Source organism: Campylobacter concisus (assembly GCF_002914005.1).
Taxonomy (GTDB): domain Bacteria; phylum Campylobacterota; class Campylobacteria; order Campylobacterales; family Campylobacteraceae; genus Campylobacter_A; species Campylobacter_A concisus_N.
The window spans coordinates 13,123-39,385 of the sequence record NZ_POZU01000031.1; the positions used below are offsets into that span (position 1 = coordinate 13,123).

The window sequence follows — 26,263 nt, forward strand, 5'->3', positions numbered from 1 at the left end:
AAATTTATTTGATAACTTTGATGAACGAGTAGACATCGGCCACGCCGTCAATGTGCTTAGCGTACCAAATAGCATGTTTTTCTTGCTCAATGCTATCAACTACGCCGCTAAATACAACATCGCAGCCAACGATACTAACACGCACATTTGTTCCTTCGACTATACTATCTTTGAAAAGGTTTTGTTTTAAATTTGCAAGGATTTTTAGACTATCGCATGGATATTCTGGCTTTTTTATGCGAAGATAGGTGTAAATTTCTCGTACACCATCTGTATTTTTGGCTAGTTCTACTAACTTATCTTCAAACTCTTTGCTATCAACTAGCCCTATAAGGTAGACATCGCCATAAAAACACTCGATCTCAATATCTATATTACTAAGACCTTTTGAAAATAAAATTTTGCTTTGCAATTTGCTTTGTATAAATTTATCTCTTGTGATCGAGTAAATACCACGTTTATCGCGTGAAATAGAGTATGCATCATATACATTTAGTGGCGCGGTTGCTGGGGTTAGTACTGAAGAGCAAGAGCAAAAAAATAGAGCCAAAAATGCAAAAACGCTAAATTTTAAAATCAGAAATCCTTTTGTAATTTCAAAAAGTTTATAGAAAATGGGCTAAAATTTATCTAAATCTGCTAAAATAACGCGCACGGAGGATAAAGTAATCTGGTGATGCTCACGGGCTTCAAACCCGATGACTGGGCGGTTGACCGTCTGGTGGGGAGTTCGATTCTCTCATCCTCTCGCCACTCTCATTTTAAATTTTACCTTTATCAAGCAAATTTATAATCCCAAACAAAATAAAACTTAACACAACCAAAACAAGGCTTAAAACCAGTGCTTTATCGCTTTTGCCATCGTATACGGCATTATAAATGGCAAGTGATATTGTATCGGTCTTTCCTATTATATTTCCGCCAAGTATAAGTGTTATGCCAACCTCGCCAAGCCCACGCGAGATCGCTAAGATAAAAGCTGCCGCTAAGCTTTTTGCAATACATGGAAAGAGAACAAAAACAGCTGTTTGAAATCTATCTTTCCCAAGGCTGTATGCTGCTTCACTTAGGCTCTTTGAAAGTGAGCCAAGAGCAGAAGCGACAGGCTTTACAAATAGCGGCAGTGAAGCTATAAAAGCAGCTAACACAAGAGCCTTAAAACTAAAAATAATTTCTAAATTTAAAGCCTTGCCGACGATGCCATTTTTACCAAGCAGATAAAGCAGTAAAAAACCAGTCGCAATAGGCGGAAAGATGAGGGGAAAAGTTACTATCATCTCTAAAATGGCTCTAAGTTTACCTTTATAAAAGGCCAAAAGATAGGCTAAAGCTAGCCCAAAAACGACGAGCAAAGCCCCTTGGCACAAAATGACCTTTATGCTTAAAACCAGAGGATCAAACACCCATGTGAGCTCTTGCAAATTTAGCCTTATCTTATGCCAAATTTAGTGTAAATTTCTTTTGATCTCTCGCTTTTTAGCTCATCCAGAAATTTAATGCAATCAGCCTTTTTATCGCATCCTTCAAGCTTTGCAGCTACGATGTTTGCTGGAGCATAAAGGGTTTTGTCTATCAAAATAAAACTACCAAATTCGTCTTTATGTGCATTTAGTTCGGTCTGGTTGATAAAGCCTGCATCAACTTCACCGTTTAATATATAGGTAACGACCTGTGGCACGCCAGCAACTGCTAAAATTTTATCCTTTAGCTCGCCACTTAAATTCGCTTTTTGCATAAATTCATTCGCCCTTTTGCCATAAACCGTCTTTGCTGCGTCTGGCATAGTGATCTTAGAAAGTACTTTTAGCTCTTCAACTTTTTCTATTTTTACACCCTTTTTAGTGGCCAGCACCAAGGCGCCTGAGCCTAAATTTACATACTCAGCGATCTTTAGATCAGACTTTTTCAAAAAGTCCTCATCGCCTACGATCACATCAGTTTTGCCCTCTTTTGCCTGAGCCATGATAGCTGTGATGTTTGCAAAAGAAGTGTCGATATTTACGCCATCTTTTTTGAGATTTTGTGCGACTGCTTCGACTATCTTTTTATATCCGCCACCAGCACTTACTAACAAATTTTCATTGCCAAATGCAAAAATCGCGGCCATTAGAAGTAAAAATTTTTTCATATTTTTCCTTTAAAATTAAAATTTCACGATTTTATAAAATATACTCTTATATATTCTTAAAATATATTTTTATAACTTATTCGGCTTTTTGCCAAAATGGTATAATCTCAACAAAATAAAAGGATAGGCATGAACGAACTTGAGCTAAAGATGCAAGGCAAGATAGATAGGCTAACAGATAAGACTTTTAAGTTGGATTCAAGGATTGGCGAGGGATACTTTACTGCGAAATATTTTCTAAAAGTAAATGAGATCATCAAGCAAAACCTACCAGATCAGCATGTTACGATGCAATTTTTCCAAAGGCGTGATGATATCGTGCTTTGTGGCATTGATGAGGTTTTAGCCGTCATCAATAAATTTGCCAAAAATCCAAGCGAGCTTGAAATTTACGCGCTTGATGATGGCGATATCATAAACGCAAATGAGCCAGTTTTAAAGATAAGCGGCAAGTATGAAAATTTCGGCTTTTTAGAAAACGTGATCGACGCGACGCTTACTAGAAGAAGCTGCGTGGCGACAAACTCAAGAGACGTGATAAGAGCAGCAAATGGCAAGGACGTTTTTAGCATGGCGGATAGGCAAGATGACATCTGCACGCAACCAGGCGACGGCTATGCATCATTTGTAGGCGGCATCAAAAAGGTCGCCACAGATGCTCAGGGCGAGCTTACGGGGCTAAAGGGTGGCGGCACCATGCCTCATGCGCTTATTCAAATGTGCGGCGGGGATATAGTAAAAGCCTCAGAAATTTATGCTAAAACCTTTGAAAATGAGAGGATTACGGCATTGGTTGATTATAACAACGATGTGATCACAGATGCATTAAGGGCTGCAAATGCCTTAAAAGAGAGGCTTGGTGCGGTTAGAGTTGATACTAGTAAAAATTTGATAGATAAGTATTTTGAGGACAAAGATACGAGCAAATTTGACCCACACGGCGTTTGCAAGGAGCTCATTTTTGCTCTAAGAGAGGCGCTTGATAAAGCTGGCTTTAAGCACGTTAAAATCGTCGTTAGCTCAGGCTTTAACCCACAAAAAATGAGCGAATTTGAGAAATTTAACACTCCAGTTGATATTTATGGCGTGGGAAGCTATCTTGTTAAAAATGATATTTGTGGCTTTACAGGCGATCTAGTCGAGCTAAATGGCAAAAATGAGGCTAAATTTGGCAGAAAAAATTTCGCTTCAGATAGGCTAAAGAGAGTAAAATTTTAAGAGAAAAGATGAAATTTATAAAAATTTTAATGCTTCTGTTACTTTTGCTGACTGCTTGCACTGCCGCAAACTACGCTAATGCCTTTGAAAAGGTTGGCATAGTTGAAGACGGCGTTTATCGCTTTAGTCAAAATGATATCAGTGTCAAAAAAGACCTACTTGTAAAAGTGATCTCGGTGCAAAATGCGGACAACTCACGCAAAAAGATCATCTCCATGCTAAATATCCCTAAAAAATCTAAAATCACGGACTTTAAAACAAGCGACGCAGGCGTTATGGTCTGGCCATTTTACGAGTTTGAGGGCAAATTTATAACGACAATAATTGTTGAAAATATAAAAAAGGAAGATAGCGATCAAAAACTGCTTAAGATGTTAGAGCTTAAGCATCCGTTTTACTCAACGCTCCAAGCTCGAAGAAAAGGGGCTAAAGATGCCATAGACGTGAAATACGTGCTAAATTTCAAAGAGGCAAAGCTGGTAAAATCGTTTCAAAGTCGCCCTTAAAACTTTATTTTAAATAAATTTCATTAAAATGGCATAATCAAAAAAAGGATCGTCTTTGCAAAATTTCAAGAATATAAACGTCGCTCACTCGCCTGATGCTGACGATATTTTCATGTATGCCGCGGTCAAATTTGGCTGGGTTAGCAGTAAAAATTTAGCCTTCACATCAAAGGCACTTGATATAGAAACACTAAACGAAGAGGCGCTAAAAGGCACTTATGAGGCCACAGCAATCAGCTTTGCACTCTATCCAAAAATTTGCGATGAATTTGCACTTTTGCGCTGTGCGGTGAGCTTTGGCAATGGATATGGCCCAAAGCTTATCAAGCTAAAAGATAAACAGCTAAAGCGAAATTTTAAGGTCGCACTCTCTGGCAAAAACACGACAAATGCCCTGCTCTTTCGCATAGCCTACCCAGAGGCAAGGATCGTTTATAAAAATTTCTTAGAGATCGAAAATGCTGTGCTTAGCGGCGAGGTCGATGCTGGTGTGCTCATACATGAAAGTATCTTAAATTTCTCAGACCAGCTCTGCGTAGAGCGTGAGATTTGGGACATTTGGAGCGAGCTAAACGGCGAAAATTTACCGCTTCCACTTGGTGGCATGGCGCTTAGACGAAGCCTACCCATAACCGATGCGATCGAGTGTGAGAGAGTGCTTAGCGAGGCCGTTAGGATTGCCACTTCGCACAAGCCATTTTTATCTCACATGCTAATGGAGCGAAACCTCATCAGAGTTGGTAAAGATGAGCTAAAAACATATCTAAATTTATACGCAAATGACGAGTCCATAAGCATGGACGAAACTCAGTTAAAAGCGCTAAATAAGCTCTATCAAATAGGCTACGAAAAAGGTTTTTTTGAAAAGCCAATCGACGTAAACGACTATCTTATCCCGACTGAGTACAACGAAGTAAGGTTTAGCTGATGCAAAGTACGCTTGTCTCGCTTGGAGTTGAAACCTTTAAGATCGCCCTTTATATCAGCCTTCCGATGCTGCTAAGCGGCCTAATCGCAGGTCTTATCATCTCCATTTTTCAAGCGACCACGCAGATAAACGAAACCACGCTAAGCTTCGTGCCAAAAATTTTGCTAGTTGTCGTTGTCATCATATTTTTGATGCCTTGGATGATCTCGATGATGGTTGAATTTACCACTCGCATGTTTGAGTTTATACCGGAATTTATCCAGTGACGAGGCTTGTTGATTTTTCTAAATTTACCTCGGTTAGGATAGGCGGCGTGCATGAAGTTTTTGAGGTAACTAGCCTTGAAGATCTAAAATCGCCTCACTTTTTAGGCGCTGTGATGATAGGCGGAGGTAACAACCTACTCATCTCGCCAAATCCCCCAAAAATGGCGATGCTTGGCAAGAGCTTTGACTATATAAATTTAGAATGCTTCGGCGATAAAATTTGCCTTGAGATAGGAGCTGCGACAAAATCTGCCAAAATTTATAACTTCTGCAAACAAAACAATATCGCGAACCTTGAGTTTTTAAAAAATATCCCAGGCACACTTGGCGGACTTATCAAGATGAACGCTGGGCTGCTTAAATTTAGCATAAGCGACAACCTCACGCATGTGCGTCTGGCTCGTGGCTGGGTGAGCAAGGATGAGATAAACTTTAGCTACCGCCACAGCGGCATAGATGAGGCTATTTTGGGAGCTAAATTTAAGCTTCAAAGTGGCTTTGACGCAAGCATATCTGAAGCTATAAGTGCTAAGAGAGCAAATCAGCCAAAAGGAGCTAGCTTTGGCAGCTGCTTTGTAAATCCTGAGGGGCACTTTGCAGGGGCGCTGCTTGAGGCAGTTGGGCTAAAGGGGTACGTGATCGGCGGAGCGAAATTTAGCGAAGAGCACGCGAATTTCTTGATAAATTTTAACCACGCAAGCTTTGAGGACGCCACTAGCCTTATAAATTTGGCAAAGGTTAGGGTTTTAGAGAAATTTGGCGTAGAGCTTAAGACTGAAGTTTGTATTTTATAAGGATGATGATGAGTGAGTTTTTGAGCGAAGTTTTTACCCTTTCACTTTTGTTTATAGCTATCGGTCTTTACGCTGTTTATAGGGCTAAAAAGGCGCAAAGTGAGCATGAGAAAAACGTGGCTAGTTATGATAAAAATCTGCTAAATTTTGCCAAAATTTTAGGCGTTCAAAATCATATAGACCTAGTTAAATTTGATGAAATTTTAGCCCAGGCCTTAAAAGAAAAACTAATTTTTAAATTTAATAAATCTACCTCACAAGAGGAATTTATCTCTTTTATAAAAGATGAAAATTTCAAAAATAAGCCCCAAATTTCACAAAATAATATAGACGAAGCCTTTTTAAATCTTTGCGCAAGCTCGCTTGTAGAGCCACTTAAGCTAGCAATACTAAAAAACGAAGATCAAATTTATGGATTTTTGTTTGAAAAAGAGCACCTTTTTGCTCTTATTGATAGCGCTGCGCTGCTTGGCGAAAATATTATAATTTGCGAGTAAATCAAGTAAAATTCATCTCTTTTTAGATAAAATCAAGCCAAATTTCAACTATAAGGTAAAAAATGGCAAAAGAAAAAGATAGTGACAAAAAGATAGCTATCCCAGAGAGCGAAGCGGACAAGAAAAAGGCGCTCGAGCTTGCACTAAAGCAGATCGATAAAGCTTTTGGCAAAGGCACGCTTTTAAGACTTGGCGACAAAGAGGTTGAGGCTATCGAGTCGATACCGACTGGCTCGCTAGGGCTTGATCTGGCTCTTGGCATAGGCGGCGTTCCTAAAGGCAGGATTATCGAGATCTACGGACCAGAGAGCTCTGGTAAGACCACGCTCACGCTTCACATCATAGCTGAAGCGCAAAAAGCTGGCGGAATTTGTGCATTTGTCGATGCAGAGCACGCATTAGACGTAAAATACGCTTCAAATTTAGGCGTAAATACTGACAATCTCTACGTCTCTCAGCCAGACTTTGGCGAGCAGGCACTTGAGATCGTTGAAACGCTTGCTAGAAGTGGCGCGGTTGATCTTATCGTAGTTGATAGCGTCGCTGCACTTACTCCAAAGAGCGAGATAGATGGCGACATGGGTGATCAACACGTGGGCCTTCAGGCAAGGCTTATGAGTCAGGCGCTTAGAAAGCTAACTGGAATTTTAAGCAAGATGAAGACAACTGTTATCTTCATCAACCAAATTCGTATGAAGATCGGTATGATGGGATATGGCACGCCTGAGACTACAACTGGCGGCAATGCACTTAAATTTTACTCATCAGTAAGAATAGACGTAAGAAAGATAGCCACACTTAAACAAAACGACGAGCCTATCGGCAACCGCACAAAAGCAAAAGTTGTTAAAAACAAGGTCGCACCTCCATTTAAAGTGGCTGAATTTGACATCATGTTTGGCGAGGGTGTGAGCAAAGAGGGCGAGATCATCGACTATGGTGTAAAGCTCGACATTATCGACAAATCAGGCGCGTGGTTTAGCTACAAGGCCGAAAAACTAGGCCAAGGCAGAGAAAACGCCAAAGCCTACCTAAAAGAGCATCCAGAAATTTCTGACGAGATAGTGGCGGCGATAAAAGGCTCAATGGGGATCGATCACCTAATAAGCAGCGGCGCAAAAGACGAAGACGACGATACAAACGAAGCAGGAGATGAATAATGGTATTTATTGAAGATGTAGAAGCTCACGAGGTTTTAGACAGTAGAGGCAACCCAACAGTTCGTGCGACAGTTAGACTAAGCGACGGGACTGAGGCAAGCGCGATCGTACCAAGCGGCGCAAGCACTGGCAAGCGTGAGGCACTCGAGCTTCGTGATAAAGACGAGAGATATGCTGGCAAAGGCGTGTTAAAGGCTGTTTCAAACGTAAATGAAAAGATCGCAGAGGCGATCATCGGCCTTGATGCCTACAACCAAAAAGCAGTCGATGAAGAGATGCTTGAGCTTGATGGCACGCACAACTACTCAAATTTAGGCGCAAACGCAGTCCTTGGCGTATCTATGGCGGTAGCTCGCGCAGCTGCAAAGAGCCTAAATGTCCCGCTTTACCGCTACCTTGGTGGCGCAAATGCTAGCATCTTACCTGTGCCGATGTTTAACATCATAAATGGCGGCGCACATGCAAATAACAGCGTCGATTTTCAAGAATTTATGATCATGCCATTTGGTTTTAGCACATTTAGCGAGGCGCTAAGGGCTGCAACTGAAATTTATCACGAGCTAAAATCTATCCTAAACGCAGCTGGCCACAGTACGGCTGTCGGTGACGAGGGTGGTTTTGCTCCAAATTTAAAAGACAATGAAGAGCCACTAAAGCTCATCTCACAGGCTGTAAAAGAGGCTGGATATGAGCTAGGCAGCCAGATAAAACTTGCCCTTGACGTTGCTTCAAGCGAGCTTTATAAAGATGGCAAATATGAGCTTGAAGGCAAGAAATTTAGTAGCGACGAGCTCATTGGCTACTACGAAAAACTTTGCGAAAAATACCCTATATTCTCTATCGAAGATGGCCTTAGCGAAGACGACTGGAGCGGCTGGGCTGAACTTACAAAAAGGCTTGGAAGCAAAGTGCAGCTAGTTGGCGACGATCTTTTTGTCACAAATGAGAAAATTTTGCGCGAAGGCATCGAGAAAAACATCGCAAACGCTATCTTAATCAAGCCAAATCAAATAGGCTCAGTCACACAAACCATGCAAACTGTCCGCCTTGCTCAAAGAAATGGCTATCGCTGCGTCATGAGCCACAGAAGTGGTGAGAGCGAAGATGCGTTTATAGCTGACTTCGCAGTTGCTCTAAATACCGGCGAGATAAAGACAGGTGCAACTTCAAGAAGCGAGCGTAATGCAAAATATAATCGCTTGCTTGAGATCGAGCTTGAGGCTGGAGAGTTTTTGGGGGATAATATTTGAGCGAAATTTTAGACGAATATGGCAGCACTGATGGCATATTTCATAAAATTGTAAAATATATTAGACCAACATTACGTTATGTCATAGCCACAATTTGTGTGGCTATGTTTGCCTTTTATGTGGGTAATATGATGTTTGGCAAACGCTCACTTGATGTTATGCTAAGCCTTCAGAGTAAAAAAGAGAGGCTTGGCGAGGACGTGGAAATTTTAAAAAAAATGAACGCGCGTCTGCAAAAAGATTATTTTGAATTGCAGGGCCTTGAGCCAGACTCCAACAAAAAGTAGGAACGATGAAAAAAATTTGGTTACTTTTATCTATTTTGACGGCAAGTTTATGTGCTAGAGAAAATCCATTTATGCCTATGAGCGAGTTAAATACAAGTGTTATAACAACAAATATCGTTGAGAAATTTGATAGCTTTAACTCACTTTCATTTAAGTTTCCAATCGATGCAATGCTTTTGCTAGATGTCACTATAAGATATAGGGCAAACGACGGCAGTATAAAAGAAAAAAGACTAACCGATATAAATAAAACCGTCGACTGGAACGATGAATTTGCTCTTATGAAGATGAAAACCCCAGAGCCAGTTGCAGCCAAAAAGCTAGATGTTTCAGTAACGATGGCTGAGATACCTACCCAGAAATTAAGCACTCCTGTGATTATAGAAAAAAATGAGACCAAAATTTTAAACAAAGATAGAAATAAAACTTCAGATATACCAGCCCCAAATGTTGTGGTTATCGATCTTGGAGCAAAAAAGATAAAAGAAACTAGCACGAAGGATGAGCAAAAAGTAGTCGAAGTAAAAATAGAACCTAATACAAAACCAGTTGAAAATACTAAAAATGAAAAAGTGGCTAAATTTTTAAATTTCATAAGTTTTATGGCTAGTGAAAAAGAGTTAAAAATCACCACAAAAGCTAAAAATTTAAAGCATTTTTCTTATGAGAAAAACAAGATTGTTCTTGATTTTGCAAAGCCTCCAAGAAGCTTTAAGACCAAAAATTTAAAACTTGAAAGCGAGATATTTAAAAATGTCATAATTGGTTGGCACGATAGATATTTCAGGGTGGTTTTGGAGCTTGATAAAATGCATAAATATAAGCTTGAAGCCATAGAAAATGGGTATGTGCTTAAGCTTTTATAGTTTTTGAATTTTAAAAAAAGTAGGTTTCATAAAATTTCAAATATAATACTTTTCAAAATAAAAAATTTAAGGTTATTGTTTTGAAATATCCACTTGATTGCAAAGATAATTTTGAAAACTCATTTATATTTTGGCTCACCCGCTACGTCAAATTTAAGCTAAGCTCACTTTCAAATAAAGAGCTTAGGGATCCAAAGGCACTTGCAAGTGTGAATTACGCTCTAAGCCGCGAGGTAAAAAATATAGACCAGCTTGATGGCTTGGTAAAAAGTGCGAGAAATGCAGGGCTTACTGGCATAAATACCTACTTTAATCCACTTAAAAAAATATATGAAACGATGAAATTTTACGAGCTTAGCAGCCTAAAGCAGATCGATGAAGAGCTGTTAAGCGAAATACTAGCTAGCACGACTGGCGGACTAAGCGATGCTAGTAAGAAAAATTACCGCATCTCAGTGATAAATTTCTTTGCGTTTTTAGACAAACAAAATGAAGAGGATGGCAAGGCTCATGTTTTTGATATAAATTTAAAAAACTGGGGCGGAGTGAGTGGCAACAAAGGGCAAAAGTTACCTGAGTTTATGGGCGAAGATGAGGTCAAAAAATTTCTTGATGCGATCGAGGAGAGTGATTTTAAGCAAAATTCAAATCGCAATAAGCTCATAATAAAAACGATAATTTTTACTGGCATTCGTGTGAGCGAGGCTCTAAATTTAAAGCGAAAAGACATCACTGAAGATGGCGATCTTTTTATCATTAGGATCCGAGGCAAAGGCAATAAATACCGCATCGTTATGATAAAACGTCACCTAATAGAAACTCATCTAAACGCGATTGCAATAAACTACATCAACAAAGAGGGCTATCTTTTCATCAATAAAAAAGGCACCAGACTGACGCAAGCCTATGTAAGTCGCATAGTGGAGCAGATCCTTTTTAAGGCTGGTATTAGAAAAGAGAAAAATGGTGCTCATATGCTGCGTCATACCTTTGCAACGATGCTTTACAAAAAGCAAAAGGACCTTGTTTTGGTGCAAGAAGCTCTAGGTCATGCAAGCTTAAATACCTCGCGAATTTACACTCACTTTGATAGCGACAAGCTAAAACTCGCTGCAAAAGTAGCTGAGGATTTAGCAAACTAGAGCGCTTAAAACCAAAGCAAACTAGCAATACTAAATTTAACTCATGCAAAATTTAAAACATTATCTAACTATGAAACCCTATAAATATATGAGGAAATTTTAGCTTGCAAGCAGCCTAAAAGCTTGCTCTGTATCTAAATTTACAATCCACCAGTCAAAAGCTCTTACAAAAAGTGAAATTTGGCAAGCAAATTTTACTCTACTCACCAAATTTATATCAAACTAGCTGATTTTCCTTATCTTTGCAGGAAGTGCTTGTCTAGCGCAAGTGCCAACCAACCAGTCATTTAAACTAAATTCGCCATTTCTTTTTGGATCAAGAAGTCCAAGCTTGTTATGATTGACCCCTTTTTCTAAATTTGCGATCCCAAAAGCTGGCTTTCCATTGACGATGTGCGTTCTTATGCCAAACTCATCATGACCAAATCCATGTTCGATACTAATAACCCCGCTAGCAACGCCGTCTGTCACAAATGCCTCACCAACTTGCGCACCATAAGGCGTAGTCACTTTAACTTTATCGCCTGAGCGAATGCCCTGCTCGCTAGCCACATCTGTCGATACCCTTATGAAATTCTTAGGATGAACAGATCTTAGCCTTGGACTAACAAATGTGTAGAAGTGTTGGATATTTGACTTTCTTGAGCTCACTGTATATTTCCACTCAGAGCGTGGGAAAAATTTCTCAAGCGGCGTGCCGTCACTTGCTACTGGCAGCATTAGACTTGGCACTCCTGGCATAAATTCGCCTGTTATTGAGTGTCTATGCCCACCAAGTGGCTCATAGTAGATAGAAGCTGGCATAGGCGCTGGCACTTTTACGGTTGCTTTATCGCCCTTGTAAGCACTCTCGTAGCTATCGTATCTGCCGCCTTTTGCTAGTATGTGCGCTACTTTTGGCTTCTCTTCGTCTTTTAGATAAGGATCAAGTTTTGTCATCACTCTTGATATCTTACTAAGCTTTTTGTCCTCGTCGCTTATATCTTTCACACCCTCGCCATCAAAGGCTAAATTTGCTAGTGCAGCCGCATAATACTGCTCTTTTACGTCAAGATCCATGAAATTTCCGTCTTTGTCTTTGAAGGCATTTTTGCCAAAGCCTTTTAGTCCAAGCCTCTTTGCTACGGCTATATAAAATGCCTCAACGTCGATCGCGCCGCCGTTTTTATCCTTTGCCTGCTTTGAGCTAACGGCTGGATAGCGCACAACTGAAGTTTTAGCAATCGTTCCCCAAAGAGAGTTTGGAAGTGCCCAGTTTTCTAAATTTACTCCGTCTGGTACGATGTAGTCAGCATAGGCGTTTGTCTCGTTCATAAAGGCGTCTATGCCCACAAAAAGTGGTAAATTTTTACTATCTTTTAGCACGTCTAAAACCGCTCTTTCAAGTCCTGCTTGGCCGTAAAGTACGTTTGTCATATAGTTTATGAAAACTTTTACTTTGTATGGATAGCCAGCCTTGTGGCTCGTAAGAGTTTCATTTACAAGTGGCATAGAGATAGGATACCACGGCTGCTGTGCTGGATAGCCGCTGCCGCCAGCTGCTACTTTACGCTTATACTCAGAGCTTGTTTCGTAGTATTTGCCTGATCTTGATAAATTTAGACCATTTGGTTTATAAGCACCCTCAAAGCTCTCAAGGTCATATCTTCCCTTTAAAAACTCGTGAGTGCCGGCACTTGCATTGACGTTGCCGCCTTTGTAGCCATAAGTGCCCATGAGTGTGTTTAGACAAAGTATCGCAAAAGTAGTCATACCGGCTTGCGTATGCATCATACCGCCATGCACGTTTGTGCTCACCTGTCTGCCATTTTTGGTGAAATTTTCGCAAAGCCAGACGATATCTTCAATGCTCACGCCACAAATTTTTGAGTACTCCTCTAAGCTATGCTTATAAGCTGACTCTTTTAAAAGCTGCATTGAGCTTTTTACCTCGACTTTTTTGCCGTCTATTAAAATTTTACCTTTATAGTAGAGCTTGGCTGCTTCATTTACCTTGTAGCTTTGTATCTTGCCATCTTGCGAGCAGACCTGCCACTCGTTATTGATAAGTGCAAATTTGCCGTAGTCTTTGTGACCTTTTTCGGTGATGACTAGATGCGTGGCGTTGCACCAGTGTATCTCGCCAGCTAGCTTTGCTTGGTCTAAATTTGGCTGGATAAGGTAGTTTGTAGCGTATTTTTCATTTTCTATGATCCAGCGTATCATTGCCATGGCTAGAGCTGAGTCGGTGCCTGGCTTTATCGCTATCCAGCGGCCTTTATCTGAAGAGGCGTATTTTACGGCGTTTGTAACGCTTGGGTCGACCACTGCGTAGCTAAAGTCATCTCTAGTGCCTCTTGCGTAAGAGAGCATTTTTGCCTGTTTTTGGAAAGGGTTGCCACCATTTGACGGCGAAGTGCCCCAGTAGATGACAAATTTAGAGTTTTCATAGTCTGGTTTTGTGTGTGCAAAGCCCTTTGCGTTGTGTGCGATCTTACCACCGACCCTAAAGCCGCCACCGCAAATTCCGCCGTGTGAGTAGTGATTTATGGTGCCAAATGACTTTTTGACAAAGCGATCAACGATATCAGAGCGTCCGTCATATAGGTAAAAGCTTAAAAATTGATTACGTTTGGTGCCGTATTCTGGGTTTTCGCTGTCGATTAGCTCGTCGCTATATATTGCTCTTAGCCCATCAACATGCCCCTCACCAAAGAGATCTCCGCCCTCCACTACCTCTTCTACTAGCTGCTCAAAGCTTATGCTCTTCCACTTGCCCTCACCTCTTTTGCCAACTCTCTTTAGCGGTGTTAGTATCCTTGCTGGCGAGTCTATCATCTCAGGCAATATCGCTCCTCTAGCGCAAACTGTGGCTCGCTTTTCGTCTTCACCACTTAGTGTTGTGGCAAGAAGTGCGTCATTTATCGATGTGTCAAAATTTGCCCAGTGTACGTTTGAAAGTGGGTGGTATGGGTTGCCACTACATCTTACAACTTTGTCGTTTTTATCATCTACGTGAAGCCTTATACCACACTTCGTCGTACAGCCATGGCACATCGAAAAGATAACACTATGTCCATCACTAAGTGAAATTTTGCCGTCCTTTACTCGAAATTCAGGCTCTAGCGAGTTTGACTGCGGTTTATAGTCGTCCTTATCTTCATCTGCCAGTATAGCACTCGTGGTTAGTGTTGAGAGCACGGCTGATCTTTTTAAAAATTCTCTTCTTTGCATTATTTATTTCCTTTTACTGTGCTATCTCTTCGCTCCAGCTGATAACCTTTTTATATCCGTTATCAAGCTCGAGTTTTTTATTGTTTTTAGCCAAAATTTCGCTGACGCCGTGGTAGAACACCTGTGGATTTGTATTTTTAGGGCTATCTATAACCATAGTCTCATGTGTGGCTAGAAATTTTCTAATATTTGAGCTAGGATCGTTAAGATCGCCTATGATACGACTACCACCCACACAGCTCTCTACACACGCTGGCAAGAGTCCTACTCTTAGTCTGTGGTCGCAAAATGTACATTTATCAGCTTTATAGGTATGCAGGCTAAGATACCTTGCGTGATACGGACAGGCCTCCACGCAAAGCGCACAGCCTATACACTCTTTTGTGTCGATCTTAACGATACCGTTGCTTCTTTGGTAGCTAGCACCAGTTGGACAAACATCGATACAAGCTGGATTGTTGCAGTGGTTACAAAGTCTTGGAAGTGAGGCTATGACTGCCATTTTGCCGCTTTTATCCTTTGCTTCATACTCGGAGACAATGGTTCTAAAAGCGCCTGGCTGAACGTCATTTTCCATCATACAGCTCATAGTACATGACTGACAGCCAACACATCTTGTAAGGTCTATCGCCATGCCATAGCGAACGCCACTACCACTAAAGTCCTTTGGTGCTGCCTTTAGTACGGTCGTAGCGAAAAACAGTCCCGCAGCTGCAATGAAGCTGCGACGAGAATTTAAGGTCTGTTGCATAAAAATTCTCCTTTCTTTTTAGAATTTTTTCTTATTTTAGCATAGTAAATATTTTTTCTAAAGTTTATTTTATATTTTTGCAAAATGTATTAAATTTTGAGAATTTTTGTAGCACTTAAAAGATAGAATTTGGATAGTAAAATTTAGAAAGAAGTGGGAAAAAGATAGAAAATAAACTTCTATCTTCTTAAATTTATGCTTTATGGTTTAGCATATAAAGGCGAATGACTTGCTCCGCTGTCATCTTTAAATTTCTAATCGCGACATCTTTTCTCATCGCTTCTTCAAGACTCACTGGCTCATTTAATATACAAAAATAGGCATCAATCCCATTTTTGTGGCAATCTTTGGCGCATTTTTGCACGCTTCCAGCAAATGCGATCACTGGCTTATGGTACTTTTTGGCTAGTTTTGCAACCCCAGTTGGTGTCTTGCCCATTGAGCTTTGAAAGTCCATGCGGCCTTCGCCAGTGATGACTAGATCAGCCTTTTTGATCTCATCTTCAAGTGCAATAGTCTGTGTAATGATCTCAATACCTGGGCGAAGTTTCGCTCCTAAAAATGCCACGAATGCAAAACCGAGTCCGCCAGCGGCACCAGCACCTTTTTGTGTGTGAAATTTACTATTAGTCTTTTCCTTTACAAGAGCTGCAAAGTGTTTTAGCCCATCATCAAGCTCTTTTACCATGCGGCCATTTGCACCCTTTTGAGGAGCATAAACATGGGCTGCTCCATTCATGCCATAAAGAGGATTGTCTACATCGCAGGCGATTAAAAATTCACACTCCTTTAGCTCTTTTAGCGCCTCTTCATCTGTAAACTCATAAATTTTGGCTAAATTCTCGCCTTTTCCTTCAAGTAAAGCACCATTTTTATCATAAAATTTAAAGCCAAGTGCACTAAGCATGCCTGTACCAGCGTCATTTGTCGCACTTCCGCCGATGCCAATGATAAATTTTCTAGCGCCTTTAGCAATGGCATCTTTTATCATCTGGCCAAAGCCAAATGTGCTAGTTTTTAGTGGATTTCTCTCGTCCGGATTTATGAGTGTAAGGCCCGAAGCACTTGACATTTCAAGTATAGCAAGGTCATCTTTTAGTGCATATCTAGCTAAAATTTCAATTCCAAGTGGATTTTTAACTATCGTATCTATAAATTTTGCGCCAAGTGCATCAGCCATCGCCTCTACACTACCCTCGCCACCATCTGCGATAGGTTTAACGATGACCTCGCAGCCAATCTCTTCTAGTCCTTCTTTTACAGCAAGGCCCGCTTCAAGCGAGCTAAGCGAGCCTTTTAATGAATCAATCGCAACTAAAATTCTCATAAAAGCACCAAAGATAAGATATAAACGCTAATTATACCAACGATGCCCATTATAAATGTCATAGCCGTTTGTGTGCGATATCCTTGTTCTGCGCTCATCTTGCTAAAATTTGTCACAACCCAGAAGTAGCTGTCATTTGCGTGAGATACACACATAGCACCTGATGCTATCGCCATGACACAAAGCGCAGCTGAAAGCTCGGTCGTAAAGCCAAGTGTATGCATGAGCGAGTTATCAGCGCTAAATGCGCCCATGATAGATGCTGTCGTGATGATAGCCACGGTCGAGCTTCCTTGAGCGGTTTTTAGTACGGCCGAGATGATGAATGGGAAGAAAATTCCTATCGCTTTTATGGCGGTTGCATTTTCTTTTATGAAATTTACAAAGCCAGCCTCAGTGATGACATTACCCAAAACACCGCCAGCTGCTGTGATAAAGAGTATCGGACCAGCGATCTTTAAAGACTCGTTCGTGATGTGGTCAAATTCTCTTATCTTTCTGGCTTCTACTAATAAAAACACGCAAAAGATCACGCCGATTGCAAGAGCAATGATAGGATTTCCTAAAAATAAAAGTATCTTTGGTAAGAGAGCCGTTTTATCAAGCATGCCTTGTTTTGCCAAAACATCGACAATAGAACCAATCGCCATAAAAATGATAGGCATGATGATAGGAGCAAGGCTTAAAAATCCGCAAGGCAATTTGCCAAATTTCTTTAAAAGCTCATCGTAGCTAGCTGTGATAGTAGCGTCAGCATCTTTGTCGCTGATAGCCACACTTTTGCCAACACTCTTTGAAAAGAAATAAACAGCTATCAAAACAGGTACTGAAACGACTGTTCCCATGATGATGACAAGGAGTAAATTTCCGCCAAGACCAAGTGTTCCTGCGGCTGCTATTGGGCCAGGAGTTGGCGGGATAAAGACGTGAGATGCGTATAGGCCGCCACTTAGAGCGACTGACATCGCGACTGGACTTGCTGAAATTTTCTTATAAAGTGCCTCGCGAATAGAGTTTAAAACGACAAATCCGCTATCACAAAATACCGGAATGCCAACAACCCAGCCCATGATGAGCATAGCAAGCTCTGGACGCTTTTGTCCGACTAGCTTTACGACCATATCAGCTAGCTTTAGTGCAGCTCCCGTTTTTTCAAGCACAGTGCCGATTATCGTTCCAAAGATAATAACGATACCGATACTCTTAAATGTGCCACTAAAGCCGACACCTATCATCGCTGGGATCTTGGACAGATCGATGCCTGCGACGATCGCAAGAACCAAAGATATGCTCATAAGTGCCAAAAATGGATGCACTTTTAGCTTAGAGATCATAACGATCATAAGCATGATAGCTACAACAAAACAGACAATTAGTGAGATTCCGCTCATAAAAACTCCTTTGCTCTGAGATTTTGCTTAAGATTTTAGCAAAATTTGCTTGTATTTTTTCTAATATTTTTAAGTTTTTTGATTAATTAAATTTTTTTGACATATTTGAGTAAATTTATGACTATTTGCCTAAATTTAGCCATTTTATAAGTTTAAAATTTTTAGCTTATTTTAAAATAACAAAACCAAGACCAAATTTATCAGTATGCCTATTATAATCAATCAAACTCTCGCCATATCCAGTAAAATACTGCAAATAGCCATAAACTCCGGTTGAGAAGATAGGAAACATATATGAAATTTCAGCAGCACCTTTATTTGTTTTATCAAAATGTAAGTTATTTCTTAGCATTAGGCTAAAAATGTGATCATTAAGGTTGTAGCTAAGCCTTACATCGCCATGCCCGATGTATTTTAATATATCTTTATTATCGCCCTTATTGCCTACTATCATCCAAGCTCTTGGCGAAATGCTAAGCTTGCCAAAAACAAAATCACTTTGCAAATAAGCTCTATTCCAGCTTCTTGATTTTTTGCCATCTCGTCCATTTGACTCATGCAAAAGTCCAAATTTTAGGTTTTTTACACCTATTTGCTCCAAATATTTTGGAGAAGCAAAATTTAGAAAAATTTCTGGCTGATAGTTCGTCTCACGAAATGGAGCTGAAGTTCTTGTTATCTGCCACCAAGATGTCTGCGTGTAGGCTGCTACAAGGCTCTCTCTAAGCCCAAACAGGTCATAAAATAACGGCTTTGCAAGGCTTATTTGAAACTTAGTTTCAATGCTCTTTCGCTCATCATCTGGCACATTTTTAGCATAAGTTACTGGCAAAAGGTAGTTAAATTTATAAAGCTCGATACCAAGTGCATTTTGTAAATTTTTACTACTTTTATATTCTCTTAAAAGATCGGCTTGCTTTAGCTTCGCCTCTCTTGGCGCTGGCTCGATTGCTTGCAAATTTTGTATCGCGTTTTGCTCGTTTAAAGAGCTTTTGGCTAGCTCTTTATAAATTTGCATCGCAGCCTTTATGTCGCCACTTTGCTCCAGCTCTTGTGCTCTTTTAAAATCATCCAGCCCACTTGCCATCAAAAAACTAAGGCCAAGGCTTAAAAATAATAAAATTTTACTCATCATCTATCTTCTTTTCTTGGATTTTCTTTGCCATTTCGTATTCGTCAGGGAAATTTACATTAAAAAACTGCTCACTATCTTTAAAATTTACGACTTTGCATTTACAGCTTTTTCTCAAAAGTCCGATTTTATGCTCATTTTTTAAATAAAACTCATGGGCCAAAGTGGCAAGCCTTGGGCTAAAAAAACCACAAAGCGAGTGAATGTGCTCATTATCACTAGCCACAACCATATCAAATTCATCTTTAAATTTAACAAGCTCCTCTAAGCTTTTAAGATCAAAAAATGGCATATCAGCCGGTATCACAAAAATACTATGATCAAAATTTTTAAGAATGGAGTAAAGTGCGAGCATTGGCGAATAGTTATTGCTATTTTCATCTTTTATAAGCTTTAGTGGCGGGCTAAATTTCTCAAATTTTGAGCTTACATAAACTTCGCCAAAAACTTTGCTAAATTTCGCGACCTCATAATGAGTAAGCGTCTTAAAACCACCAAATGGCAAAAGTGTCTTATCTTGCCCCATACGTGAGCTTTTGCCACCTGCTAAAATCACGCAAGTTTGCATCTTTTTCCTTAAGAAAGTTATGAGGCTAAATTTAGCTAAAAGCGGCTTTGATCTACCAAAAATATGTGATAAAAACTTATTTTTGTTTATCCTACTTGTGAAATTTTAAGCCTGCTTTGCCGTTTTCATTGTTAAAAATTCCTCGTAGCGACGATCAATGATAGCTTTGATCAAGGCATAGTTTTCTTGTGAGTTTTCTATATAAAAATAGGCATTATCAAAGTATTTTTCACCAAATTTTTTCGAAACAAAATCAGTATAATCCTGCAAATACCAACCATACATTTTGGCAAATTTTGTCCGATCAGTCGTATAGTAAGCTTTTGCAAAGGCTTTACCAGCAGTATTTAGCTCCGCACTTCCAAGTACGCCGTCCATAGCGTCAAAAAGATACTGACGATAGTTAAAATTTTCATCCATCTGTGCTATATCGTCCGCAAAATCTGCCGCAAATTCCTTTGAATAAAATTTGTGTTCCATGCACCAGCGAAAGAAAAATGCAATGTGTGTCGCACCGTTTTCATGCGGTATATCAGTCGGCGCATCTTTCGCACCCCAGTGCCATTTTGCTTTGTCATATACTATATCTGGCATTTTTATCCTTTTAAAATGCTCAATTTTACTAAAACCATCTTAATCGCAGTAAAAATCATGGCCATTTTATCCATTTGCTTGCTACGATTAAAAAAGATATAATGGCGCTTTTATTTAAAGCAATGAGCGAAAAAAAAATCTACAAATTTTAGGCTGGATCGGCACATGCCTATCAGTTGTTATGTACTTTTCATACATCCCACAAATAATGGGCAACCTTGATGGCAACAAGACGCCTTTTATACAGCCACTGGCAGCCGCACTAAACTGCACAATCTGGACAAGTTATGGACTATTAAAAGCTAAAAAAGACTATCCACTTTCTGCTGCAAACTTTCCGGGCATAATCTTTGGTCTTTTGGCAACTATAACAGCGTTTTAATGCGCTAAAAATAGCCGGTAAATTTTCAAAAATAGTCAAATTTAACGGCTAAATTAATCCATACAAATACTTTAAATTTTTTGATATTTCACAAAGAATTAACTCAATTTTGTCAATTAGAAAAATAAAAGCTTTTTTTAGAAGAGATACTTTTAAATTTTATTTGATTATGTAAAAACAAGCCTAGAGCGGCAAGATTTTAAGATAGATTTGGATGTTGTGACGAAATTTTCACACAAGATAAAACACGTAGTTTATCAAAGTGTGGAAATTTCTAACTCATTCAAAGATACTTAAAAGCTAACGCCTATAAGTCCCTTGGATCGGCGATTTTACCTGCTATGGCTGAGGCCGCTACAACTGCTGAGTTAGCCAAATAAATTTCACTCGTTCTATCACCCATACGGCCTACGAAATTTCTATTTGTTGTTGAGATACAGCGCTCATTTGCACCCAAAATGCCCATATATCCGCCAAGGCAGGCACCACAAGTTGGATTGCTCACAACCGCTCCTGCTTCGATGAAAATATCGATTAAGCCTTCTTTTTCGGCAGCTCTTGCGATCTTTTGCGTCGCTGGAGTGATGATGAGCCTTGTTTTGCGGGCTACTTTTTTGCCTTTTAAAATTTGTGCTGCGATGCGAAGGTCGCTTAGGCGGCCATTTGTGCATGAACCGATAAATGCCTGATCAATGGCTAAATCGTCACGAACCGCTTGTCTTACGCTCTTGCCGTTGCTTGGCAAAAATGGATATGCGATAACTGGATCAAGATTAGTCACATCTATCTCTAAAATTTTGTCGTATTTTGCACCCTCGTCTGAGTAGAAAAATTTTGGTTTATCGCGTAAATTTTTATCTTTTAAAAACTCTTTTGTGATCTCATCAACCGCGATGATACCGCTCTTTGCGCCAGCTTCGATCGCCATATTGCACATTGAAAATCTATCATCCATGCTAAGTCCCTCTATCACCTCGCCGCTAAACTCAAGCGCCTTGTAAAGTGCACCATCAACGCCTATTTGGCGGATGATCTCAAGGATGAGGTCCTTGCCGTAGACGTGCTTATCAAGCTTGCCTTTAAAGACGACCTTGATACTCTCAGGCACTTTAAACCAGTTTTTGCCCGTGATCATCGCATAAGCTAGGTCGGTGCTGCCCATGCCAGTACTAAACGCTCCAAGAGCGCCGTGCGTACAGGTGTGGCTGTCTGCGCCGATGATGACGTCGCCTGGGATGACTAGCCCTTTTTCAGGCAAAAGCGCGTGCTCGATACCCATATCTTTTTCGTCAAAATAGTTTTTAAGGTCGTGTTTATAGGCAAATTCGCGTGAAATTTTGGCTTGATTTGCGCTTAGGATGTCCTTTGTCGGGATGTAGTGGTCCATCACGATAGCAAAGCCGTCTGGGTTAGCTAGCTTTTTAGCGCCGCTTCGCTCAAACTGCTTGATCGAAATAGGCGTCGTGATGTCGTTGCCTATGATCATATCGATCTTACTCTCGATGATCTCTCCTGCGCTTACCTCTTTACCAACGTGATCTGAAAATATTTTCTCGGTGATAGTTTGTTTCATAAATTTCCTTTAAATTTTTGAGGCGATTTTAACGAAAATTGCTAAATTTAAAGAAAATTTACTAAGCCAAAAGGCCTAGTAAATTTAGAATTTAACGCTAGCGGTCAGCATAAACTGGCGAGCATAGCCTGGTTGTATCGGTATGATATTAGCATCCGTGCCAGTCGATGATGAAGTGTAGTATAGTTTATTGGTCAAGTTTTTGACGTTAAATGAAAAATTTGTCTCATAACCAGCGATCTTGGTATCGTAGCTGATAAAAGCATCGTAAACAACCGCACTATCCATCTTGAATGCTGTTCCTGCTGGCACGGCCGGTAGATTCGTCCTCATGTAGTAGGTGTACCATGAGCCAAAATACCTTGCTCCGCCGCCGATCCTTAGGCCTTTTGCTCCTAAGTGGCTAAAGTCGTAGTTAGCAAACAAGCTGGCTTGGTGCTTAGGCGTTGCTTCTAGCGGTTTGCCCACTAGCACGGCAAACGCTCCGCTATCATTTCGCACCTCAGTCTTTGTGAATGCGTAGCTAGCGCCCACGCTTAGTCCCTGCGTCACGCGGCCGTTAAAGTCAAACTCAAATCCTCTAGAGCGCGCCTCGCCCACTGGTGTACTCACGCCACTTACGGTACGCATGATGTTTTTCTTATTGATATTAAAAACCGCTGCACTTGCCGTTATGCTATCGTTTTGGAATTTAGATCCAAACTCTATACTTTTGCCCTCTTCAGGCTTTATGTCACCGATATCGCCTTTCATAGCCATTTGCGGATTGAAACTTTGTGCGTAGTTGGTATAGACCGACCACTGAGGCGTTAGTAGATATAAAAGCCCAGTTTGCCACGTAAATTTGCCATCTTGCTGATCTGTGCTATTTGGTCCACTTGTTGTGCCGCGAGCTACTTGGTCGTAGTATTCATACCTAGTTCCTAAAGAGTAGATTAAGTTTTCAGTTAAATTTATGCTATCTTGTGCGTAAAATCCGATAGTTTTTAGCTTTTGATACTGGATGCTTGACTCCCTGGCAGTTGGTAGCCCTACTCTTCCATAGATAGGATGATATATGTTGATGCTTAAGTGGTTACCCGTATCTTTTAGGCCACCTGGTCTATAGCGGTAGTATTCCTTTGCGTCGATGCCAAAGAGTAAATTATGCTCTATCTCGCCAGTTTTAACGTAGCCGTTTAAATTTAACGATCCAGCATGCGTGCGATGGATAAATCCGTCGTAATATTCGTTTCGCCTAGTCGCCATGCCGGTGTTTAAATTTACGTTCATTAGCCTGATGTGACCGTATTCGTGCTTTGAGCGGGAAAACGCGTAAGCGCCGCGCAGTAGCCAGTTTTCGCCGAGATTTTTCTCAAAATTTACATCTAGCGTGTCAAGCTTTGTTTTTAGCTTATTAAATGGCTCGTCAAGGCGTCTTTTCTTATCTATGGGTAGTAGTTTCCCAGTGCTTGGAATGAGATACATGCCGCGGTCGATCGGATCGGTCGAGCGTGTGTGCGCATAGGCTAAATTTATGCGGTAGTCATCGCCTTTATACGAAAGCGATGGCGCAAAGAGGACGTTTTTATATTCGCCAAATTCTCTCCAGTAGTCCTTTTGCATAGTATCAAATATAAATCTATACGCAAATCCGCTCTCTGCAATAGGTCCTGTGGTATCAAAGCCTGTATTCCAGTAGTTGCGGTTGCCGATACCCGCCCAAATTTCGTTTGAGAAGTCGTATTTTGGCTTTTTGGTGACCATATTTATGATGCCGCCAGGTTCTTGCGCGCCGTAGAGCAAGCTAGCCGGGCCTTTTAGCACCTCGACGCTTTCTACGGTTTTGTTAAAGCTATGCATGACGCTAGCGGGCACCCCGTTTCGCATGATCGAGCCGTCGCGTCCGCCGCCAAATCCCCTTTTTATGATTGAGTCAAAGATGCCGCCCGTGGTGTTGCCGTAGCTAACGCCGCTCACATTTTGAAGGCTCTCGGCTAGGGTCTCTGGCTTTTTATCCTTTAGTTGCTGCTGGGTTACGACGTTTACCGTCTGCGGGATCTCTAAAATAGGCGTATTTGTTTTGCCTACTTCGCTCGTTGTGGCTCTATATCCATCGTCTGCGCTATCTTCAACGCTGATACCATCTAAGCTTACATCAGTAGCATTTAACGCAGAAATGGCAAAACAAAGCACCGCACTAATGCGAAATTTATTCATTTATTTTTCCTCAAAATTTTAATATTATAAAAACGGTTATCATTATATATAAACAAAATTTAAATTTTTATGAAAAAATTTACGAAAAATTTATATTTCAATAACATTACAAATGAAGCATTTTCAAAATTAAAAACAAGACCATAAAAACAGATTTTACTATTCTGTCACAAAAAGCGATGAAGCTTTTGTTAAAACATTTTTGCAACATTTCTGATATAATCTTTAGCATGAAGTACGCACATTTAGTTCAAATAGCAAGTTATTTATCAAATTTTACAAAGATAAACCAAGCAAAACGCATCAATGATATGGCTATTTTGATCGAATTTAATGGCGAGAAGATCATCTTTGATCTAAATAAATCAAACTCTGCTATTTATAAAGATGATGAGCAAAAAGAAGCAAAAATTTATCAAGCGCCTTTTGATAATGTGCTAAAAAAGCGCTTTAATGCCTCACATATAAAAAGCGTTGAGTGCTTAAAAGATAATAGAATTTTAAAATTTATCTGCACGCAAAGTGGCTCATATAAAAGTGAAAATTTTATCCTCTATCTTGAATTTACAGGCCGCTTTACAAATGCTGTGATAACTGACGAAAACAACGTAATTATTGAGGCTCTAAGGCATATCGATAATAGCTACCGTAAAATAGAAACTGGAGAAATTTTAAAAGAGCTACCGGCTATCGAGATAAAAGAAAAGCCGTGTGAACAAATAATAGACTTTGAGGCGTTTTTTAGAAGTGAAGCGGCTAGAGTAAATGAGTCTAGGATAGCTAGCTTAAAAGAGGCGAAGCTTGCAAGCGTACAAAAAAAGATAGATAGTATGAGTGAAATTTTAAACTCACTTGAAGGCAAAGATGAGCTAATGAAAAAAAGCGAGGAGGCTGCAAATTTAGGATCGCTTTTGCTTGCAAATTTGGGAAATTTTAAGGGCTATGAGAGGGAAATTTGTCTGAAAGATTTTGATGGCAATGAGATAAAACTAACTCTTGGCGATACACCAAAAAATAGTGCAAATGAGTTTTACACAAGATCAAAAAAATTTCGTGCAAAAGCCATTGGTGTAGATATAGAAAAGAGAAATTTAAAAGAAAAAATCGAGTTTTTTGAAGGCTTAAAGTCGCTTTTAAAAGAGGCAAACAGCCTCTATGAGCTTGAAATTTTAAGCCCAAAAAATAAGGCAAAACAAAGAGAACGCCACGTAAAAGATGTGAGTGAAAATGCTGAAATTTTTTACGTTAGAGAATTTAAAATACTAGTTGGTAGAAACGAAAAAGGCAATATAAATTTGCTTGACCTTGCCAAAAAAGACGATATATGGTTACATCTAAAGGATAGTCCAAGCGCCCATGTCATCATCAAGACAAACAAGAGTAGGGTGCCTGAAGATGTGCTAGAAATGGCAGCTAAATTCTGCGTGGAATTTAGTGTAAAGGGGGCTGGCAGATACGAGGTAGACTACACCAAGCGTGAAAATTTAAAACGTGAAAACGGTGCAAATGTCACTTATACGAACTATAAAACTATCATCATAAATAAAGGCTAAAAAAATGGCTGTAACACCTTTAGGAAATAGTAACTTTATAAATCAAAATGCCCCAGTGGTATCTCAAGTGCATGCAAATCAACAAGCCAGATTTGATATGCAATCTTTGATGGCAGCTGAGCTTGCCTCGCAACAAAGTGAAGAGATAAAAGAGGTGCGTCCGATGGAAGAGTCTTATAAAATAGACCCTGAAAAGGAGCATGAACGCCAAAAAAATGAAGAAGAGGCAAGTGAGTTTGAGAATGAAAAACAAAATTCAAGAGATAGTGACGGAGAAAATTTGGACGATATAGCAAATAATGAGGAAATAGCACCTAGCGAACATCACATGCTTGACATAACTATTTGATGCCTAAACACCCCCAGCTCCACAAATACCACATCTCAAGCCAGCAATACTCCCCCAACACCTAACCCTCCTTCAAATTTTTAACGCAGTAAATGATAAAGAAAAACTTTTTAAGATCCACTCTGACTCACCTAAAGCCTGCCCGCTCGGTAGCAAGATCGAAGGACTCTTAACCAACTACTTCCTAAA

26 protein-coding genes and 1 tRNA gene are annotated in these 26,263 nt (G+C 40.1%); 15 read left to right on the forward strand and 12 right to left on the reverse strand.

Features of this window, described 5'->3' with window-relative positions; genetic code table 11:
• Positions 1 to 4: 4 nt before the first annotated feature.
• Positions 5 to 580 (reverse strand): BON domain-containing protein, encoded by a 576-nt coding sequence (locus CYP54_RS02965; RefSeq protein WP_103604145.1) that lies wholly within the window; start codon positions 578 to 580, stop codon positions 5 to 7.
• Positions 581 to 655: 75 nt separating this feature from the next.
• Here CYP54_RS02965 and CYP54_RS09855 point away from each other — a divergent pair.
• A tRNA-Sec gene (locus CYP54_RS09855) sits at positions 656 to 753 on the forward strand.
• Positions 754 to 761: 8 nt separating this feature from the next.
• Here CYP54_RS09855 and CYP54_RS02970 read toward each other — a convergent pair.
• Both CYP54_RS02970 and modA read right to left on the reverse strand, forming a co-directional pair.
• The gene (locus CYP54_RS02970; RefSeq protein WP_103604146.1) at positions 762 to 1,421 is read right to left on the reverse strand and encodes a molybdate ABC transporter permease subunit; all 660 of its coding nucleotides are present in this window, start codon (positions 1,419 to 1,421) and stop codon (positions 762 to 764) included.
• An 8-nt stretch (positions 1,422 to 1,429) separates the two neighbouring features.
• Entirely contained in the window at positions 1,430 to 2,128 is a 699-nt protein-coding gene (modA, locus tag CYP54_RS02975) for a molybdate ABC transporter substrate-binding protein (protein WP_103604147.1), read from the reverse strand.
• A gap of 129 nt (positions 2,129 to 2,257) precedes the next feature.
• Here modA and CYP54_RS02980 point away from each other — a divergent pair, with 129 nt between their 5' ends.
• From CYP54_RS02980 to CYP54_RS03030, 11 genes are all read left to right on the forward strand, one after another.
• Complete coding sequence (locus CYP54_RS02980) at positions 2,258 to 3,346, forward strand: nicotinate phosphoribosyltransferase (RefSeq protein ID WP_103604148.1); 1,089 nt, start codon at positions 2,258 to 2,260, stop codon at positions 3,344 to 3,346.
• 8 nt (positions 3,347 to 3,354) lie between these two features.
• Entirely contained in the window at positions 3,355 to 3,852 is a 498-nt protein-coding gene (locus CYP54_RS02985) for a chemotaxis protein (RefSeq protein ID WP_103604149.1), read from the forward strand.
• Positions 3,853 to 3,907: 55 nt separating this feature from the next.
• On the forward strand, positions 3,908 to 4,780 hold the full coding sequence (locus CYP54_RS02990; protein WP_103604150.1) for a menaquinone biosynthesis family protein: 873 nt from the start codon (positions 3,908 to 3,910) through the stop codon (positions 4,778 to 4,780).
• Positions 4,777 to 5,046 carry a flagellar biosynthesis protein FliQ gene (fliQ, locus tag CYP54_RS02995; RefSeq protein ID WP_223154533.1) on the forward strand — a complete coding sequence of 90 codons (270 nt, stop codon included), beginning with the start codon at positions 4,777 to 4,779 and terminating at the stop codon, positions 5,044 to 5,046. The genes CYP54_RS02990 and fliQ overlap by 4 nt, the downstream gene beginning before the upstream one ends.
• Positions 5,043 to 5,840 carry a UDP-N-acetylmuramate dehydrogenase gene (locus CYP54_RS03000; protein ID WP_103604151.1) on the forward strand — a complete coding sequence of 266 codons (798 nt, stop codon included), beginning with the start codon at positions 5,043 to 5,045 and terminating at the stop codon, positions 5,838 to 5,840. Before fliQ ends, CYP54_RS03000 begins: the two co-directional genes overlap by 4 nt.
• A gap of 8 nt (positions 5,841 to 5,848) precedes the next feature.
• Entirely contained in the window at positions 5,849 to 6,337 is a 489-nt protein-coding gene (locus CYP54_RS03005; protein ID WP_103604152.1) for an addiction module antitoxin, read from the forward strand.
• A gap of 62 nt (positions 6,338 to 6,399) precedes the next feature.
• Positions 6,400 to 7,497 (forward strand): recombinase RecA, encoded by a 1,098-nt coding sequence (recA, locus tag CYP54_RS03010; protein WP_021085361.1) that lies wholly within the window; start codon positions 6,400 to 6,402, stop codon positions 7,495 to 7,497.
• Positions 7,497 to 8,747 (forward strand): phosphopyruvate hydratase, encoded by a 1,251-nt coding sequence (gene eno, locus CYP54_RS03015; RefSeq protein WP_103604153.1) that lies wholly within the window; start codon positions 7,497 to 7,499, stop codon positions 8,745 to 8,747. The genes recA and eno overlap by 1 nt, the downstream gene beginning before the upstream one ends.
• Positions 8,748 to 8,851: 104 nt before the next feature.
• Positions 8,852 to 9,034: a hypothetical protein gene (locus CYP54_RS10220; protein ID WP_181001511.1), complete on the forward strand. Its 183-nt coding sequence runs from the start codon at positions 8,852 to 8,854 to the stop codon at positions 9,032 to 9,034.
• A gap of 5 nt (positions 9,035 to 9,039) precedes the next feature.
• Positions 9,040 to 9,900: an AMIN domain-containing protein gene (locus CYP54_RS03025; protein WP_103604155.1), complete on the forward strand. Its 861-nt coding sequence runs from the start codon at positions 9,040 to 9,042 to the stop codon at positions 9,898 to 9,900.
• A gap of 80 nt (positions 9,901 to 9,980) precedes the next feature.
• On the forward strand, positions 9,981 to 11,042 hold the full coding sequence (locus CYP54_RS03030) for a tyrosine-type recombinase/integrase (RefSeq protein ID WP_103604156.1): 1,062 nt from the start codon (positions 9,981 to 9,983) through the stop codon (positions 11,040 to 11,042).
• Between the two features lie 222 nt (positions 11,043 to 11,264).
• Here the strand turns inward: CYP54_RS03030 and CYP54_RS03035 are convergent, their stop codons facing one another.
• The 7 genes from CYP54_RS03035 to CYP54_RS03065 all read right to left on the reverse strand — a co-directional run bounded on the left by CYP54_RS03035 (position 11,265) and on the right by CYP54_RS03065 (position 20,018).
• On the reverse strand, positions 11,265 to 14,255 hold the full coding sequence (locus tag CYP54_RS03035) for a molybdopterin-dependent oxidoreductase (protein ID WP_103604157.1): 2,991 nt from the start codon (positions 14,253 to 14,255) through the stop codon (positions 11,265 to 11,267).
• Positions 14,256 to 14,268: 13 nt separating this feature from the next.
• A complete protein-coding gene (locus tag CYP54_RS03040) occupies positions 14,269 to 15,012 on the reverse strand; it encodes a 4Fe-4S dicluster domain-containing protein (protein WP_345968869.1) in 744 nt (247 codons plus the stop codon).
• A 187-nt stretch (positions 15,013 to 15,199) separates the two neighbouring features.
• Positions 15,200 to 16,333, reverse strand: coding sequence for a glycerate kinase family protein (locus CYP54_RS03045; protein ID WP_103604159.1), 1,134 nt, complete (start codon positions 16,331 to 16,333; stop codon positions 15,200 to 15,202).
• Entirely contained in the window at positions 16,330 to 17,724 is a 1,395-nt protein-coding gene (locus CYP54_RS03050; RefSeq protein WP_103604160.1) for a GntP family permease, read from the reverse strand. The genes CYP54_RS03045 and CYP54_RS03050 overlap by 4 nt, the downstream gene beginning before the upstream one ends.
• Before the next feature lie 166 nt (positions 17,725 to 17,890).
• Positions 17,891 to 18,859 carry a phospholipase A gene (locus tag CYP54_RS03055; RefSeq protein WP_258033645.1) on the reverse strand — a complete coding sequence of 323 codons (969 nt, stop codon included), beginning with the start codon at positions 18,857 to 18,859 and terminating at the stop codon, positions 17,891 to 17,893.
• Positions 18,849 to 19,424, reverse strand: a complete 576-nt coding sequence (locus tag CYP54_RS03060; protein WP_103583208.1) for a molybdenum cofactor guanylyltransferase — start codon at positions 19,422 to 19,424, stop codon at positions 18,849 to 18,851. The genes CYP54_RS03055 and CYP54_RS03060 overlap by 11 nt, the downstream gene beginning before the upstream one ends.
• 105 nt (positions 19,425 to 19,529) lie before the next feature.
• On the reverse strand, positions 19,530 to 20,018 hold the full coding sequence (locus CYP54_RS03065) for a DUF7832 domain-containing protein (RefSeq protein WP_103583209.1): 489 nt from the start codon (positions 20,016 to 20,018) through the stop codon (positions 19,530 to 19,532).
• Positions 20,019 to 20,163: 145 nt separating this feature from the next.
• Between CYP54_RS03065 and CYP54_RS03070 the strand changes: the two genes are divergently transcribed.
• Positions 20,164 to 20,400 (forward strand): SemiSWEET family transporter, encoded by a 237-nt coding sequence (locus CYP54_RS03070; RefSeq protein ID WP_149719581.1) that lies wholly within the window; start codon positions 20,164 to 20,166, stop codon positions 20,398 to 20,400.
• 307 nt (positions 20,401 to 20,707) lie between these two features.
• Here the strand turns inward: CYP54_RS03070 and leuC are convergent, their stop codons facing one another.
• Both leuC and CYP54_RS03080 read right to left on the reverse strand, forming a co-directional pair.
• Positions 20,708 to 21,973 carry a 3-isopropylmalate dehydratase large subunit gene (gene leuC / locus CYP54_RS03075; RefSeq protein WP_103604161.1) on the reverse strand — a complete coding sequence of 422 codons (1,266 nt, stop codon included), beginning with the start codon at positions 21,971 to 21,973 and terminating at the stop codon, positions 20,708 to 20,710.
• 84 nt (positions 21,974 to 22,057) lie between these two features.
• Positions 22,058 to 24,172 carry a TonB-dependent siderophore receptor gene (locus CYP54_RS03080; protein ID WP_103604162.1) on the reverse strand — a complete coding sequence of 705 codons (2,115 nt, stop codon included), beginning with the start codon at positions 24,170 to 24,172 and terminating at the stop codon, positions 22,058 to 22,060.
• Between the two features lie 230 nt (positions 24,173 to 24,402).
• Here CYP54_RS03080 and CYP54_RS03085 point away from each other — a divergent pair, with 230 nt between their 5' ends.
• Entirely contained in the window at positions 24,403 to 25,725 is a 1,323-nt protein-coding gene (locus CYP54_RS03085; RefSeq protein WP_103604164.1) for an NFACT RNA binding domain-containing protein, read from the forward strand.
• 4 nt (positions 25,726 to 25,729) lie between these two features.
• A complete protein-coding gene (locus tag CYP54_RS03090) occupies positions 25,730 to 26,074 on the forward strand; it encodes a hypothetical protein (RefSeq protein ID WP_103604163.1) in 345 nt (114 codons plus the stop codon).
• Positions 26,075 to 26,263: the final 189 nt, after the last annotated feature.